Annotated in this window: 15 protein-coding genes and 1 riboswitch; of the genes, 8 read left to right on the forward strand and 7 right to left on the reverse strand. The window is 70.6% G+C overall.

Translation table 11 applies throughout. The features are described 5' to 3' along the window. Positions 1-334: 334 nt before the first annotated feature. Genes ACX80K_RS05215 through ACX80K_RS05225 form a run of 3 tightly spaced genes read left to right on the forward strand, consistent with a single transcriptional unit; the run spans position 335 to position 2,818 of the window. Positions 335-754, forward strand: coding sequence for a nuclear transport factor 2 family protein (locus ACX80K_RS05215; protein WP_459270817.1), 420 nt, complete (start codon positions 335-337; stop codon positions 752-754). Continuing rightward, positions 754-2,163: a purine-cytosine permease family protein gene (locus ACX80K_RS05220; protein ID WP_459270818.1), complete on the forward strand. Its 1,410-nt coding sequence runs from the start codon at positions 754-756 to the stop codon at positions 2,161-2,163. Before ACX80K_RS05215 ends, ACX80K_RS05220 begins: the two co-directional genes overlap by 1 nt. Beyond that, positions 2,150-2,818, forward strand: a complete 669-nt coding sequence (locus ACX80K_RS05225; RefSeq protein ID WP_459270819.1) for a cyclase family protein — start codon at positions 2,150-2,152, stop codon at positions 2,816-2,818. The genes ACX80K_RS05220 and ACX80K_RS05225 overlap by 14 nt, the downstream gene beginning before the upstream one ends. A gap of 55 nt (positions 2,819-2,873) precedes the next feature. Here ACX80K_RS05225 and ACX80K_RS05230 read toward each other — a convergent pair whose 3' ends face one another. Together ACX80K_RS05230 and ACX80K_RS05235 are read right to left on the reverse strand one after the other, a co-directional pair. After that, a complete protein-coding gene (locus tag ACX80K_RS05230) occupies positions 2,874-3,737 on the reverse strand; it encodes an aldo/keto reductase (RefSeq protein WP_459270820.1) in 864 nt (287 codons plus the stop codon). A gap of 76 nt (positions 3,738-3,813) precedes the next feature. Then, positions 3,814-4,932 carry an alcohol dehydrogenase catalytic domain-containing protein gene (locus tag ACX80K_RS05235; RefSeq protein WP_459271370.1) on the reverse strand — a complete coding sequence of 373 codons (1,119 nt, stop codon included), beginning with the start codon at positions 4,930-4,932 and terminating at the stop codon, positions 3,814-3,816. A 132-nt stretch (positions 4,933-5,064) separates the two neighbouring features. Between ACX80K_RS05235 and ACX80K_RS05240 the strand changes: the two genes are divergently transcribed. Then, the gene (locus ACX80K_RS05240) at positions 5,065-6,261 is read left to right on the forward strand and encodes a TerC family protein (protein ID WP_459270821.1); all 1,197 of its coding nucleotides are present in this window, start codon (positions 5,065-5,067) and stop codon (positions 6,259-6,261) included. A 38-nt stretch (positions 6,262-6,299) separates the two neighbouring features. On the opposite strand, the gene ACX80K_RS05245 is transcribed toward ACX80K_RS05240, so the two are convergent. Further along, positions 6,300-6,836 carry a hypothetical protein gene (locus ACX80K_RS05245; RefSeq protein ID WP_459270822.1) on the reverse strand — a complete coding sequence of 179 codons (537 nt, stop codon included), beginning with the start codon at positions 6,834-6,836 and terminating at the stop codon, positions 6,300-6,302. Positions 6,837-7,044: 208 nt separating this feature from the next. On the opposite strand from ACX80K_RS05245, the gene ACX80K_RS05250 reads away from it, so the two are divergent. Further along, positions 7,045-7,839, forward strand: coding sequence for a hypothetical protein (locus tag ACX80K_RS05250; protein ID WP_459270823.1), 795 nt, complete (start codon positions 7,045-7,047; stop codon positions 7,837-7,839). Here ACX80K_RS05250 and ACX80K_RS05255 read toward each other — a convergent pair whose 3' ends face one another. From ACX80K_RS05255 to ACX80K_RS05265, 3 genes are all read right to left on the reverse strand, one after another. After that, positions 7,840-8,154, reverse strand: a complete 315-nt coding sequence (locus ACX80K_RS05255; protein WP_459270824.1) for a DMT family transporter — start codon at positions 8,152-8,154, stop codon at positions 7,840-7,842. A 10-nt stretch (positions 8,155-8,164) separates the two neighbouring features. Continuing rightward, positions 8,165-8,232, reverse strand: a riboswitch (guanidine-III (ykkC-III) riboswitch). 64 nt (positions 8,233-8,296) lie between these two features. Further along, positions 8,297-9,934, reverse strand: coding sequence for an ABC-F family ATP-binding cassette domain-containing protein (locus ACX80K_RS05260; protein WP_459270825.1), 1,638 nt, complete (start codon positions 9,932-9,934; stop codon positions 8,297-8,299). A 75-nt stretch (positions 9,935-10,009) separates the two neighbouring features. Beyond that, positions 10,010-10,228, reverse strand: coding sequence for a hypothetical protein (locus ACX80K_RS05265; protein ID WP_459270826.1), 219 nt, complete (start codon positions 10,226-10,228; stop codon positions 10,010-10,012). A gap of 177 nt (positions 10,229-10,405) precedes the next feature. On the opposite strand from ACX80K_RS05265, the gene ACX80K_RS05270 reads away from it, so the two are divergent. Together ACX80K_RS05270 and ACX80K_RS05275 are read left to right on the forward strand one after the other, a co-directional pair. Next, the gene (locus tag ACX80K_RS05270) at positions 10,406-11,725 is read left to right on the forward strand and encodes a M20 family metallopeptidase (RefSeq protein ID WP_459270827.1); all 1,320 of its coding nucleotides are present in this window, start codon (positions 10,406-10,408) and stop codon (positions 11,723-11,725) included. Between the two features lie 53 nt (positions 11,726-11,778). Then, positions 11,779-13,350, forward strand: a complete 1,572-nt coding sequence (locus tag ACX80K_RS05275; RefSeq protein WP_459270828.1) for an AbgT family transporter — start codon at positions 11,779-11,781, stop codon at positions 13,348-13,350. Between the two features lie 21 nt (positions 13,351-13,371). Here ACX80K_RS05275 and ACX80K_RS05280 read toward each other — a convergent pair whose 3' ends face one another. Beyond that, on the reverse strand, positions 13,372-13,932 hold the full coding sequence (locus tag ACX80K_RS05280) for a dihydrofolate reductase family protein (RefSeq protein ID WP_459270829.1): 561 nt from the start codon (positions 13,930-13,932) through the stop codon (positions 13,372-13,374). 275 nt (positions 13,933-14,207) lie between these two features. Between ACX80K_RS05280 and ACX80K_RS05285 the strand changes: the two genes are divergently transcribed. Next, entirely contained in the window at positions 14,208-15,155 is a 948-nt protein-coding gene (locus ACX80K_RS05285; protein ID WP_459270830.1) for an ATP-grasp domain-containing protein, read from the forward strand. Positions 15,156-15,172: the final 17 nt, after the last annotated feature.

A 15,172-nucleotide genomic window follows, 5' to 3' on the forward strand; every position in this document is an offset into this window, starting at 1 on the left:
CGTTCCTGGTTCTTCGTCGGCGGGACGCGTGGCAGCGCGCGGCACGCCGGCGGAACACCTCCTCGGGCTGGCAAGGGTGGGAACGACGGCGACAGTCCCGGGCCGGCAGGTCGGTGCCGACGGGTCTTCCCGTGCACCCCGGCGTCCTTCTGTGTGCACCCGGCGCGGCAGCCCGGAGCCGGCGCGGCGATCCCCCGGGCCTGGGCACCCGGCGCGGCGGCCCCCGGGGAGGGGTCCGGGGGTGACCGCCCGTTGACATCCGTGGCCTGCGTCACTCATGATCACGAGACAACAAATGTTCACTGGGGGACAACAAGAAGACAGTAGAGGCCCCATGCCCAACGAGTTCCTGACGGACGAGGACGTCCTCACGGCCGCGACCGCCCTGGTCGACGCCTTCCGCGCCACCGACACGCGCGCCTACTTCGGCTCCTTCGCCGAGGATGCGACCTTCGTGTTCCACACCGAGCAGCGCCGGCTGGACAGCAGGGCCGCCTACGAGCAGCTCTGGGCCGGGTGGCTCGCCGACGGCTGGCGCGTGACCGGGTGCATCAGCAGCAACCCGCGCGTGCAGCTCCTCGGGGACACCGCTGTGTTCACCCACGACGTCCGGACCACCACCTCGGTGGACGGCGTCTCCGACACGACCCGCGAGCGCGAGACGATCGTGTTCCGCCGCTCCGGGACGGCCGTCGAGGCCGTCCACGAGCACCTCAGCCCGATCCCCGCCGACTCCCCGGAAGAGGGTGCCTGATGACGGCGAGCCCGTCCGCCTACCGGCGCCTGTCCGACCACCTCGACCAGAACTCCGACGGGTACGGGCCCCTCCGCGGCACCCTCGGAACCGGGCGCATGGGGATGATCTGGCTCGCGGCCAACCTCGTCGTCACGACCCTGCTGACCGGGACGCTGTTCGTCCCCGGCATCAGCTGGGGCGTGGCGGTCGGCATGATCGTCCTGGGGACCCTGATCGGCGGCTCGGTCCTCGTGCTCGTCGGCAACATGGGCACCCGCACGGGCCTGCCCACGATGTCCCTCACCAAGGGGTCCTTCGGGCTCCGCGGGTCCTTCCTGCCGGTCGCCGCGAACGTGGTGACCCTCATGGGATGGAGCTGGGTGCAGGCGATGCTCGCGGGCGTCACGGTCAACTTCCTGGTGGAGCAGGCCACGGGCTTCTCGAGCCCCGTCCTGTTCTCGGTCCTGTGCCAGCTGCTCGTGGTATGCCTGGCCATCTTCGGCCACGCGGGCATCGCGCGGGTCGAACCATGGCTCGCCCTCGTGATCCTCGCGTTCATGGCCTATATCTTCACCACAGCGTTCCTCGCCCACGGCCCGGCCGACTTCTCCGCCATCCCGCAGGACGCCGCCGCCGGGTGGACCCCCGTCGCCGCGCTCGACGTCGTCATCGCGACCGCGATCTCCTGGACCGTCCTGTCCGCGGAGTTCAACCGCCTCGCGCGGACGCAGGCGGCGGGGATGATCGGCTCCGGCATCGGGTACACGCTGTCCACCGTGCTCGCCATGACCCTCGGCGCCACCGCCATCGGCTACGTGGTGCTCGAGGGCGGCGAGGCCGTCGCGTTCGATCCCACCGTGATCGTCGCCGCGTTCGGGGCTCCGCTGGCCGTCGTGATCTTCCTGTCCGTCATGGCCACCAACACCATGGTGGTCTACGGCATGGTGGCCTCCGTGGTGAACATGGCGCCCTCGCGCAAGGTCACCTTCCTGCCCACGGCGATCGTCCTCGGGGCGGTCTCGATCCTCGGCTCCACATGGCTCGCCCTCCTCGACCGGTTCACGGCGTTCCTGACGGTCATCGGCGCGATGTTCATCCCCGTGTTCGCCATCATGATCGTGGACTACTACCTGGTGCGCTCACGCCACTACGGCACGGACATCCTGCGGGCCCGCGACGGCGAGTACTGGTACACCGGCGGCGTGAACGTGGCGGCCGTCCTGGTGTGGCTCGTGGGCGCCGGGGCGTCCCTGCTGCTGACGTACGTGCTCCCCAGCCCGATCGGGGCCACCATCCCCACCTTCGTGCTCTCCGCCCTGCTGTACCTCGGCTGGGCCGCGGCCACCCGGCGGATCGACCGGACGCGACGGCCGCACGTCCACCTCCTGGACCTGCCCGGGACAGGGCGGACGCATGCGGATCACTGATCTGTCCCAGCCGATCCGCACCGGGATGCAGGTGTACCCCGGCGACCCGGAGGTCACCGTGACCACGGTGGCGACCGTCGCCCAGGACGGGTACCAGGTGGCGTCCCTCCACGCCGGGTCGCACACCGGCACGCACATCGACGCACCGCTGCACTCGATCCTCGGGGGCGAGGCGGTGGACGGCATCGACCTCGCACGGCTCGTGGGCCCGGCGCGGATCGTGCGGTGCGGGTCCTCCGCCCCGCACGCGGTGATCCGGTGGGAGGCCGTCGCCGACCAGCTCCAGGATCTCGCCGGTATCGCGATGGTGCTGTTCCACACCGGCTGGTCCGGGTGCTTCGGCTCGCCCCGCTACCTCGAGCATCCGGTCCTCGCGGTCGACGTGGCCGAGGCCCTGCTGGCGGCGGGCATCACGGTGGTCGGCGTCGACACGCTCAACCCCGACTCCACCCTGCGGAACGGGGGCGTCCTGCCGTTCCACGCCGCGTTCCTCGGCGCGGGCGGCGTGATCGTCGAGAATCTCGCGAACCTCGACGCCGTGGACTGGGACCGCCCGCTGGTCTCTGTGCTCCCGCTGGCCCTCGAGGGCGCTGACGGAGCACCCGTCCGCGCGGTCGCCATGGATCCCGGCGCCGGTCCGGTGCGGCGAAGCTGACCCGGATGCCCGGCCGCCCGGCCTCCGGAGAGGCGCGGGCGTCCGGGGCGGGGGATCAGTCGGTGCTGGAGAGCACGGCCATCTCGTCGGCCGAGAGCTCGAGCTCCGAGGCCTGTGCCGAGTCGCCGATGCTCTCGGGGCGCGAGGCGCCCGGGATCGGGATGACCGTCGGGGCGAGCGCCAGTTCCCAGGCCAGGCATACCTGCTGCGGGCTCACGCCGCGCTGGTCCGCGATCTGCTGGAACGGCGTGAACTGCTCCCCGAGTCCGCCTGCCTTCTTGATGCCGCCCAGGGGACTCCAGGGCAGGAAGGCGATGCCGTTCTCCCCGCAGTACTGCAGTTCGTCCTCGCTGGACCGGAAGGCGGGCGAGAACTGGTTCTGCACGGAGACCAGTTTCCCGCCGAGGATCTCGTTCGCCTTGCGGATCTGGTGCACGGTGGCGTTCGAGATGCCCGCCATGCGGATGACACCCTCGTCGAGCAGCTCCTTGAGGGCGCCGATGGAGTCCTCGTAGGGCACCTCGGGGTCCGGGCGGTGGTACTGGTACAGGTCGATCGCGTCCCCGCCGAGGCGCTTCAGGGAGGCCTTCGCCGCGTCCTTGAGGTAGTCCGGGTGACCGTTGAGCGTCCAGGATCCGTCGCCGGGCCGCAGGTGTCCGCCCTTGGTGGCGACGAGGACGCCCGAGCTGTCCGAGCCATAGCCGGCCAGGGCCTTCGCGATGAGCGACTCGTTGTGACCCACCTCGTCGACGTCGCGGTGGTACGCGTCCGCCGTGTCGATCAGGGTGACACCCGCGTCCAGGGCGGCGTGGATGGTGCGGATCGAGCGGTCCTCGTCCGGGCGGCCCTCGATGGACATGGGCATGCCGCCCAGGCCGAGGGCGCTGACCGGGATCCCGCCGAGTGAGCGTTGCTGCATTGTCGTTCTCCTTCGGATAGACGTGCTGCCCACATGGTAAGCATGCTTCCGAACCCTCCGCGACCGGGAGCGGACCCTAGTCGAGGGTGAACAGCCTCCGGACCACGCGGCCCTCCGCGAGTGCGTCGAGGCTCTCGTTCAGGTCCGACAGGGGGCGCGTGTCGGTGTGGAGCAGTTCGACGGGCAGGCGCCCCTGCCGCCACAGGTCCAGGAACGCCGGGATGTCCCGCTCGGGCACGGCGTCGCCCATGTAGGAGCCGAGCAGGCGGCGGCCGAGGCCGGCGAACTGGAGAGCCTGCGTCGTGAGCTGCTGGTCCGGGTGCGGCAGGCCGACGGACACCAGCGCTCCGCCGCGGGCGAGCAGCTGCAGGCCGGCCTCCATGACGCGCGCGCTGCCCACGGCCTCGATCACGACGTCGGCCCCGCCATCCGTCGCGTCCCGCACCAGCGCGGCGGCGTCCTCCGGCGCACCCGCGTACTGGGCGCCGCAGCGCAACCCGAGGTCCTGCTTGGACGACAGGGGGTCGACGGCGATGACGGTGGCGCCGGGCACCTGCGCCGCGGCCATCACCGCCATGAGCCCCACCGCGCCGAGCCCGAACACGACGACGGACTGCCCCTCCTGCACCGCGGCGGTGTTCAGCACGGCGCCGATACCCGTCAGGGCCGCGCAGCCGAACATGGCCGCGATGTCGAAGGGCACGTCGTCGTCGATCACCACCACCGATTCCCGTGCGACGACGGCGTAGTCGGCGAACGCCGAGACGCCCAGGTGGTGGTTGACGCGCTCGCCGTCGGCGGTCCGCAGGACGGCGGGCCCGTGCAGGAGGTCGCCGGTGCCGTTCGCCTCCGCCCCCCGGTAGCAGAGGGCGGGCCGGCCCGCGGAGCACGCGCGGCAGGAGCCGCACGCCGGGACGAACACCAGGACCACGTGGTCTCCCGCGCGCACGCCCTCCACGCCGTCGCCCACCTGCTCGACGACGCCGGCGGCCTCGTGTCCGAGGGCCATGGGCAGCGGGCGGATCCGTGAGCCGTTGATGACCGAGAGGTCCGAATGGCACAGGCTGGCGCGGGCGATCCGCACCAGCACCTCGCCCGCCCGGGGCTCGGGCACGGGAACCAATTCCAGGGAGAGGGGGTTGCTTCCTGTGTAGGGGGCGGGCAGTTCGGCGGCGCGAAGCACCGCGGCGCGCATCATCGGGCTCATCGCATCTCCTCGTCATGATCGTACGGTCTGCGCCATTCTAGGGGCGGGGCGGGCCCGTACGGGCACAATGGAACACGCGAGCACATCACACCGAGACCGGCAGAACCCCGAGGAGACCCCATGGAAGTACCGATCTACGTCTGGACCGCCACGGTGATCGGCATCGTGGGGCTGCTCGTGTTCGACTTCTTCTTCCACGTGCGCAAGGCGCACACGCCGAGCCTCCGTGAGTCCGCCGTCTGGTCCTCGATCTACGTGGGGATCGCGCTCCTGTTCGGCGTCGGCGTGCTGATCTTCGGCGGGCCCACCATGGGCACCGAGTACTTCGCCGGCTACGTCACCGAGAAGGCGCTGTCGGTCGACAACCTCTTCGTGTTCCTCATCATCATGTCGAGCTTCAAGGTGCCGAGGGCGGACCAGCAGAAGGTACTGCTGTTCGGCATCGTCTTCTCGCTCATCGCCCGCACCGGCTTCATCTTCCTGGGTGCCGCGCTGATCAACAGCTTCGCCTGGGTGTTCTACATCTTCGGCCTGATCCTGCTGATCACCGCCGGCAACCTGCTCAAGCCCAGCGGGCACGACGACGAGAGCGAGAGCCTCATCATCCGGCTCGCCAAGCGCTTCCTCCCGGCGTCGGAGCACTACGACGGCGACAAGCTGTTCACCATCGAGGACGGCAAGCGGGTCCTGACGCCGATGCTGCTCGTCATGGTGGCGATCGGCGCGACCGACATCCTGTTCGCCCTCGACTCCATCCCGGCGATCTTCGGCCTGACGCAGAACACGTTCATCGTGTTCACGGCGACGGCCTTCTCCCTCATGGGCCTGCGGCAGCTGTTCTTCCTCATCGACGGCCTGCTGGACCGCCTGATCTACCTGTCCTACGGCCTCGCCGTGATCCTCGGGTTCATCGGCGTGAAGCTCATCCTCCACGCGCTGCACGAGAACAACCTGCCGTTCATCAACAACGGGGAGCACGTCGACGTCGTCGAGATCAGTACCGGGCTCTCCCTCAGCGTGATCCTCGGCGTCCTGATCGTGACCGTCCTGGCGTCCGTCCTCAGTCCCAAGGGCAAGGCGAAGAACGCGATCTCCGGTGCCAAGCGCCACGCCGCCGAGTACCTCGACCTCAACTACGAGACGGACATCACCGAGCGCGAGAAGATCTTCGACCGGCTGTGCGCCGAGGAGGAGGACCTCAGGAAGCTCCCCGAGAAGTACAAGCGCCTCATCCGCAACGAGACCGTGTTCATGGAGATGATCCGCAAGGCGCACGCCCAGCACGACGCCGCACTCGAGCGGGAACCCGGCCGGTAATCCCTCCGGCCACTGCGCGTGGTCGCTCTGTCCGGGCGCTATTTCCGGTTGCCGGAGAGGGCGCGGCCGACGACGCCGCTGTCGAGGACGTCGCCTAGCAGTTCCAGGGGAGCGCCGGGCGGCAGGGGGATGCCCGGGCCGCCGGACAGCCCGCCGACGTCGAATCCCACCAGACGGCGCGAGCCGAACGTCGCCGCCGTGTGCGGTGCCGCGAGCCCCTCCACCCGGGGTCCGAACGGGAGGACGTCCTCGAACCCGGCATCGAACCCGTCCTCGAAACCGTCGAACCCGTCGGTCGCGTGCACGACGGCGGGACAGGCCTCCTCCGGCGGGCGCCAGGAGTACGGGGCGCGGCAGAACCCCGCCTCCTCGGCAGCGCACACGTCGTCGATGAGTTCGTTGACGGCCTGCGAGACGAGATCCGCGTCCTCGCCGTCGAGCGTGTGCAGGCCGTGCAGGTAGGCGTCGAACTCGAAGTAGCCGGTGGGTCCGCCCGCGGCGCAATAATGCATCCAGGTCTCGTACCCGGACAGTCCGGCGAAAGCCATCGCCGTCCGGGTGTCGTCGTTCTGCATGGCGGAAGCTCCTCGTCGCGGACCGGGTTGATCCTCCCTCGATGCTCCACGACGCATCTCAAGCCGGCCCCCGCCCCGGCTCAGTTTTGGCGCAAGGTCGCCGCCGCACCTCAAGCCGGCATCGGGAAAACCCGGAGAAATGACACATCCGGGTCGGAGGCCGCACCGAATCCCGGTGAGTACTGGCGCCGACGAGGGCGGATCCGCAGTGAAGGCAGTAACCCAGCAGTGGCTGACCCGGCAGGTCCTCGTCGAGGCGGACGTGGACCCCTTCGAGGTGTGGGTCGTCTATGTCGGTCTCGGCGGGACGGGCGAGGGCATCCTGGTGGACGGCTACCTGAACGGCCTGTCCCCGGCTCCGCGGGCGGACCGCGACCTGATCTCCCGCGCGGTGAACCTCCTGGTCGAGGAGAGGCCCGCTCCTGCGGGGCGGGCGCCGCTGCGCACCGATCCGGCCTGGCGGGGTGCTGAGGCCTTCGGGTCCTACAGGGACTCGGACGTGCTTCCCGCCGACCTGATCCGGCCCCTCGCCGGGGCCGCGGCGGCGGAGGAGCTGCGCGCCGAATCGCTCGACCGGGCCGGGCTCCTGCGCGCCGCCAACGGGAAGCAGTTCGACGCCATCACCGCGGAGGCCGCGCGCCGCTTCCCGGGGTGCTCCTCCTCCCTCGCCCTCAGGACGAGGAAGCGGCGGGTCGTGACGTCGGCCTCCGGGAGCCTGGGGTCGGCCGACCCGCACGACGCGATCTTCTGCCACCGCACCATCGACGGTACGGGGCCGTTCATCGTGACCGACGCGCTGCACGACCCCCGGGTGTCGTCGGATCCCCTCGTGGTCGGGGCGCCGCACATCCGTTTCTACGCGGGCTATCCCGTGCTCGGGCCGGGCGGGTGGCACATCGGCTCGCTCTGCGTCGTCGCCGACCGGCCCCGCGGGTTCTCCCTGGCGGACGCCCGGTCCCTGCGGCTCCTCGTGGCATCCGTCGAAGGGCTCATCGGCGTCTGATCAGTGGATGAGCTTCAGCCCGATGACGCCACCGACGATCATGAGGAGGAACACGATCTTCAGCAGCGAGGCGGGCTCGGTACCCGTGGCCATCGCGTAGACGACGGTGAGGGCCGCGCCGATCCCGACCCAGACCGCGTAGGCCGTGCCGACGGGCAGGGTCCGCATGGCATAGGCCAGGCCCGCCATGCTCACCACGATGGCGATGCCGAACACGACCGTCGGTCCGAGCTTGCTGAAGCCCTCCGACTTGCCGAGCGCGGTCGCCCAGACGGCTTCGAGGACTCCCGAGATCACGAGGACGATCCAGGCCATGACTGTCTCCTACGGGCCGTCTTGTCGCACACCGGGTACGGCACCCCTCGTCCGGAGAGCGGTAGGTACCGCTGCTCCGTCCATGGTGTCACGGAAGGGCGCCGGGAAGGGCACGGGAGCGGTCCGGTCGGCCGGCCGGCCTTCAGCCGATCGTCACCCGGCCGCCCTCGAGGCTCCACCGTCCGTCGAGGCGGACGTTCTCCAGCAGCCGGCGGTCGTGCGTGACGAGCAGCAGGGCGCCCGTGTAGGACTCGAGGGCGTCCTCGAGCTGCTCGATCGCCGGGAGGTCGAGGTGGTTGGTCGGCTCGTCGAGGACGAGGAGGTTGACGCCGCGCGCCTGCAGCAGGGCGAGCCCGGCGCGGGTGCGCTCACCGGGGGAGAGGGAGCCGACGACGGCGCGCACCTGGTCGGCCTTGAGGCCGAACTTCGCGAGCAGCGTCCGCACCTCGCCCTGCGTCAGTTCCGGCACGAGCGACTCGAAGGCCGTACCGAGGGGGAGGGCGTCGTCGAGCTGGCCGCGTGCCTGGTCGATCTCCCCGACCGCGACGCTCGACCCGAGGGCGGCGGCGCCGTCGTCCGGTTCCTGATGACCCAGCAGCAGGCGCAGCAGGGTGGACTTCCCGGCGCCGTTGGGGCCCGTGATCCCGATGCGCTCACCGGCGTCGACCTGGAGCGAGACCGGCCCGAGGGTGAAGCCGCCCTGCGTGACGGAGGCGTTGTTCAGGGTCGCGACGACGGCGCTGGAGCGCGGCGCCGAGCCGATGGTGAACTGCAGCTGCCATTCCTTGCGCGGCTCCTCGACCTCCTCCAGTCGCGCGATGCGCGACTCCATCTGCCGCACCTTCTGCGCCTGCTTCTCGGAGGACTCCGCGCTCGCCTTGCGCCGGATCTTGTCGTTGTCGGGATTCTTCTTCATCGCGTTGCGCACGCCCTGGGAGCTCCACTCGCGCTGCGTCCGGGCCCGGCCCACGAGGTCCTGCTTCTTGTCGGAGTACTCCTCGTACGCCTCACGGGCGTGGCGCCGTGCCACGGCGCGCTCCTCGAGGAAGGCGTCGTAGCCGCCGTCGTACACGGCCACCCTGTTCTGCGCGAGATCGAGCTCGACGACGGTGGTGACGCAGCGGGCGAGGAACTCGCGGTCGTGGGACACGAGGACCACCCCGCCGCGCAGGTTCTGGATGAACGCCTCGAGGCGTTCGAGGCCGGCGAGGTCGAGGTCGTTGGTCGGTTCGTCGAGGAGCACGACGTCGAAGCGGCTGAGCAGCAGGGCCGCGAGGGCCACCCGGGCGAGCTGCCCCCCGGAGAGGGAGGTGGTGAGGGACGCGGGATCGATGCCCCCGGCGACATCCGCCAGCACGGACGGCATGCGGTCCTCGAGGTCCACGGCCCCGGACACCATCCAGTGGTCGAGGGCCACGGCGTAGGCGTCGTCGGCGCCCTTCGTGCCGCTGCCGAGTGCGGCTGCCGCGTCCTCCATGGCCGTCGTCGCGGCCGTCGTGCCGGTGCGGCGCCCGAGGTACGCGGCGACGGTCTCGCCGTCGAGGCGCTCGTGCTCCTGCGGCAGCCAGCCCACGAAGGCGCCGGGCGGCGTCGTGCGGACGGTGCCGGCGAGCGGCGTGTCAGCTCCCGCGAGCAGGCGCAGGAGCGTCGTCTTGCCCGCCCCGTTCGCGCCCACCACGCCGACGACGTCCCCGGGCGCGACCGTCAGGTCGAGTTTCGAGAAGAGGGTGCGGTGGGCGTGGCCCCCGGACAGGTCCTTCGCCACGAGGGTTGCAGTCATCCCTCCAGTCTAGGAGGCGCCGAGCGGGCCCGCCGCGTCGACGCCGTCGGGCAGGACCATCGGTCGGGGCACCGCTCAGCCGCCGGTGTGCCAGATGCTGTACTCGTCGAGGTGGAGGATCGCGCGCTGGCCGGTCATGTCGTCACGGATCCAGGCGACGCCCAGGGCGGGCGCGGTGTCCTCGACGTACCCGCGGTAGTGCACTTCGTCCCTGCGGCGCGCCTCGACGAACGTCCCGGTGCCGAGGTCCGCGAGATCGAGGATGCGGGCGGTGGTGGTGGCGATGGCGGTCATCGGTGCTCCTTGGTTCGGTGCTGCCCGCTGAGACGGCGGGCGGCTTCCTCCATGATCGGGGAGCGGTGTTGCCCGGAGGTTTCGGGAAGATTATGTTCTCCGGTCACGCCCGCGCGTCGTCCCCGGCACGCACGGGGAGGACTGCGCAGGCTGCTGATCGTTGCCTAAGCTACATGGATGACCGAACCCGCACGGCCTGACACGGCCTACCTGACATCGATCGACGAGCGGACACGTTCCCTCCTGGCCGAGGCGGTGCCGGTGCCGTCACCGTTCGCGGGCGCACCCGCCGAGCTGTCCGACGACGTCGAGCAGGGGGTGGAAGCGGTCGCCGAGCGCCTCCGGCACGTCGTCCGGCACCTGCACGCCCATCCGGAGACCGCGTTCAGGGAGTACTCCAGCGCGGCACTGCTCCAGCAGGAGCTCCAGCGCCACGGTATCGAGGCGCGGCTGGGGGAGTACGGCGTCGAGACGTCGGTGCGGGCGGAAGCGGGGAGCGCGGACCGGGGACCCACCATCGCGATCCTCGCCGAGTACGACGCCCTGCCCGGGATAGGCCACGCCTGCGGGCACAACGTCATCGCGGCGGCAGGCCTCGGCGCCTTCCTGGCCCTGGCCGCCCACGCGGACCGGCTTCCGGGCCGCGTCCTGTTCCTCGGCACACCGGCCGAGGAGGGCCACTCGGGCAAGGAGGTGATGGCGCGCCACGGGGCGTTCGACGACGTCGACGCCGCCATCATGGTGCACCCCTACGGCTACGATCTCGCCGACCAGGTCTGGCTCGGGCGCCGCCTGCTGACCCTCACCTTCACGGGGGTCGAGGCGCACGCGTCCGCGCAGCCCTTCATGGGCCGGAACGCGCTCGACGCCGCGAGCCTCGCCTACCAGGGCATCGGGCTGCTCCGGCAGCAGCTGCCGCCGTCGGACCGCGTGCACGCCAACATCACGGAGGGCGGCGAGAGCCCGAACATCGTGCCCGGGCGCGCCGTGATGAAGCTCTACGCGCGCTCGCAGCAGCCCGCGACCCTCAAGGACCTCAGCGCGCGGCTCGAGGACGTGGCCCGCGGCGCGGCCCTGATGACGGGGACGGCCGTGGAGCTGCAGTGGGACGAGCACCCGCCGTCCCTGCCCATCCGCACCAACGGCGCCCTCACAGGCCGCTGGGTCGCGGCGCAGCAGCGGCGGGGCCGCTCCCCGCTGCCCCTCGGCGTCGTCTCGGAGACCCTCGCCGCGTCCACCGACTTCGGGAACGTCAGCTACCGTGTCCCGGGGATCCACCCGCTCATCCGCATCGCGGAGCCGTCCACCGCCCTGCACACGCGCGGCTTCGCCGAGGCTGCGGGAAGTGCCGCCGCCGAGCAGGGCGCGCTGGACGGCGCCGTCGGACTGGCGCTCACGGCCCTGGACTACCTCGCCGACGAGTCCCTGCGCGCGGCCGTGCACGAGGAGTTCGAGACGCAGGGCGGCGCGATCGACGTGCCCGGCTACTTCGCCTGACCCCTTCCCCTGAGGGACCGCCCGACCGCCAAGGAAAACGCCAAGGAGAACGCATGTCATCCAGCGCAGCGACCCGACCGGGACCGACGGACCGGTTCCTCACCAGCGTGGAGAGGATCGGCAACAAGCTGCCCGACCCGTTCATGCTCTTCCTGATCCTCTTCGGCATCACCGCGGTGGTCACCACGGGGATGGCCCTCGCGAACGTGACGGTGCAGGTACCCGGCGCCGAGGAGGCGACGGTCATCAAGGGGCTCTTCACCGCGGAGGGCCTGACGTGGCTGACCGAGAACATCGGTGCGAACTACCTCGGCTTCCCGCCGCTGGCCACGGTGCTGCCCATCCTGCTCGCGGTCGGCGTGGCCGAGAAGTCCGGCCTGCTCGGCGCCCTGATCCGCCGGGTCTTCGGCTCGGCACCGCGGTGGGCCCTCGCCTACGCGGTGGGCTTCGTGGGTGTCGTCGGATCGGTCATGTCGGACTCCGCGTTCGTCGTCATCCCGCCCCTCGCGGCGCTCGTCTTCAAGGCGGCCGGACGCCATCCCGTCGCGGGCCTGCTCGGCGGCTTCGCGGCCGCGGGTGCCGGCTACTCCACCAACCTCCTCGTGACGAGCCTCGACGCACTGTTCGCGGGGATCACGACGGCGGTCACCGAGAACCTGCCCAACCCCGGGTCGCCCGTGACGCCGCTGTCCAACTACTACTTCAACGTCGCGTCCTCGGTGGTCCTGATCCTGCTCGCCGGGTTCATCATCGACAAGGTGCTCGAACCCCGGCTCACCCGGCAGAACGTGCCCGTCGACGAGATCGACGAGGACGGCGAGCGGGCCGCTGCGCCCGCGACCCTCAAGGCGGAACTGGAGCCGCGGGAGGCCCGGGGCCTGCGCTGGGCGCTGATCGTGGGCGGCGTCGTCGCCCTGGTGATCCTGGTCGCCGTGATCCTCCCGGACTCGCCGTGGCGCAACGAGGCGGGCGGGTTCCTGCCGCGCTCGCCCCTGCTGAGCTCGATCGTCTTCATCGTGTTCCTGCTCTTCACCGTCCCGGGGCTCGTCTACGGGCGGCTCGTCGGCACGATCACCACCGGACGCGACGTGCCCCGGGTCATGGGCGAGGCCATCAAGGACATGGCGGGCTTCCTGGTGCTCGCGTTCATCCTCGGCCAGTTCATCGCCCTGTTCAACTGGTCCGGCATCGGCTCGTGGATCGCGGTCGCCGGGGCCTCGGGACTCGAGACGATCGGGCTGACCGGCTACCCGGCGGTCCTCGCGTTCATCCTCCTGGCGTCCGTCCTGAACCTGTTCATCATCTCCGGATCCTCGATGTGGACGCTCATGGCCTCGGTCTTCGTCCCGTTGTTCGCGCTGCTCGGCTACGAGCCCGCGTTCATCCAGGGCGCGTTCCGGGTGGGCGACTCGGCCACCCAGGTCATCACGCCGCTGAACCCGTACATGATCGTGCTGCTGACCATGCTGCGGAAGTACGAGCCGGACGCCGGCCTCGGTACCCTCATGGCCCGGATGCTGCCCTTCGTGGTGCCCTTCTGGCTCGCCTGGGTGGCCATTCTCACGGTGTTCTTCTACCTCGACCTGCCGCTCGGACCGGGCAACGGCATCTTCATCGAGGAGTAGCCGCCGCGGGCGGCCCGCCGGTCAGCGGACGACGTCGTACACGGCCAGCGAGATGCCGTTCGGGTAGACGGCGTTCTCCACGAGGGACAGCTTCGTCTTGGCGGCCTGCGGCGCGTCGCCGAAGAGCCGCTTGCCGGAGCCGAGCAGGACGGGGAACACCAGCAGGTGGTACCGGTCCACGAGGCCAGCGGCCGCGAGGTTCCTCGCGAGGGTGCCGCTGCCGTGCACCAGGATGGAGCCGCCGTCCTCCTGCTTGAGACGGACGACGTCGTCCAGGGACCGCAGGACCGTCGTGTTGTCCCACGCGGGGTCGGTCAGGGTGCTGGACACGACGTACTTCGGCATGGCGTTGTACTCGGCGAACTCGTCCATGGTCGGCCAGACGGGCGCGAACTCGTCGTAGCTGACCCGGCCCAGCAGCAGGGCGGTGGCCTCCTCCTGCTCGCGTCCCTTGATCTCGTACGCCGCCTCGTCGAACTCGATGTCCTTGAAGGTCCAGCCGGCGTGCGGGTGGTCGCCGCCGCCCGGCGAATCGATGATGCCGTCGAGCGACATGAATTCGGTGACGATCAGTATGCGCATGGTGTTCCCTCTCGCAGGTGGCGGACAGTCCGGCAGCACCGGGACGCGGGACGTGCCGGTGATTCTCAGATCGAACTGTAGACGGACGGCGCCGGCGGAACTCATCGGACGCGCCTGCACCGGGACCGTCGACAGCGACGATGAGGGCGACGATGAGGGCGACGAGGGGGGCGACCGCCGGGGATCGGACCGGCCGGCCGCGCAGGTCGCCCGGAATAGGTGCCCGGGTACACGGGTTATGCACGCGGACCCATCTCTCCGACGGAAGGACCCCCGTGACCACGGTCTACGCCCTGCACGAGAACCCGGAATGGTTCCCGCCGTTCGCCCGCGCCTTCGAGGCCGAGGGCGTCGAGGTGGTCGAATGGCTGCTCACGGACGGGGTGCTGGACCTCGACTCGACACCCCCGGAAGGCATCTTCTGGTCCCGCATCAGCGCTTCGGCGCACACGCGCGACCACGCGATGTCGAAGGACTACGCCCGGTCGGTCCTGTCCTGGCTCGAGGCCCACGGGCGCCGGACGGTCAACGGGCGGCGTGTGCTCGAACTCGAGATGAGCAAGGTCGACCAGCTGACCGCGCTGAGGGCCGCCGGCATCGAGACCCCGCGCACGGTGGCCGCCGTCGGGCGGCACCGCATCCTCGAGGCCGCGCAGGACTTCGGGACGCCCTTCATCGTCAAGCACAACCAGGGCGGCAAGGGCCTCGGCGTGCGGAAGTTCGACTCGCACGGGGAACTGGCCGAGTACGTGGACTCCGACGAGTTCGAGGAGCCGCAGGACGGCATCACGCTCGTGCAGGAATTCATCGAGGCCGCAGAGCCGTTCATCACCCGCGCGGAGATCGTGGGCGGGAAGTTCGTCTACGCCATCAAGGCCGACACCGCGCGCGGTGGCTTCCAGCTCTGCCCCGCCGACGCCTGCGCGATCGACCCCGTGACCGGCCGGCCCATCATGCCGCCCGGTGCGACGATCGCCCCGGAGCCCGACCAGCAGCTGTTCAGCCTGCGCGAGGGATTCAGCCACCCCGTCATCGCCCAGTTCGAGGAGTTCGCGCGACGCAACGGCCTCGAGGTGTGCGGCATCGAGTTCATCGAGACGGCCGACGGCCGCGTGCTGACCTACGACGTCAACACGAACACCAACTACAACGCGGCCGTCGAGGCCGTGGCACCGAAGTCCGCACCGCAGGAGCTCGTCCGCTACCTCGCGTCCATCGGCTGACGGGTCCGGCCCCGGAC

Source organism: Arthrobacter sorbitolis (assembly GCF_054510995.1).